At 65.6% G+C, this 387-nt stretch carries 1 pseudogene; it reads right to left on the bottom strand.

Going from position 1 to position 387, the window contains the following annotated elements:
* Positions 1-159 precede the first annotated feature (159 nt).
* Positions 160-387, bottom strand: a pseudogene (locus CQY20_RS34075) (hydrogenase nickel incorporation protein HypB); the annotation flags it as partial.

Here is a 387-nt window from a genome sequence, read left to right on the forward strand (position 1 = left end):
GGTCACCGGAAGCACCGGGGTGGCGGCGGCGCTCCTCGATCAGAAACTGCACCAGCGTGGTGTGGTCGGCAAGCATGTGTTTACGATCGGGGACCGCTGGGCCGCAGCCATCCCCAAGGCGGGTGGTCGACCGGGTGGCTCACCGGCTACGGACGGCACTCACGACGTGAGCGCGGCCGCTCGGTTCTGCTCGTGCCGGTCACATAGCCACTCGCACCATTGAGCGACGCCCAGACCGGTGCGGGCGCTGATCTCGATCGCCACCGCTCCCGGGTTCACCGCGCGCAGGTTGACATAGAAGGCGTCGAGGTCGAAGTCCAGATGGGGAATCAGATCGACCTTGTTGACCAGCACCAGATCGGCCGAACGGAACATCACCGGGTACTT

This window comes from Mycolicibacterium agri (assembly GCF_002553505.1).
In the GTDB taxonomy this organism is placed as follows: domain Bacteria; phylum Actinomycetota; class Actinomycetes; order Mycobacteriales; family Mycobacteriaceae; genus Mycobacterium; species Mycobacterium agri.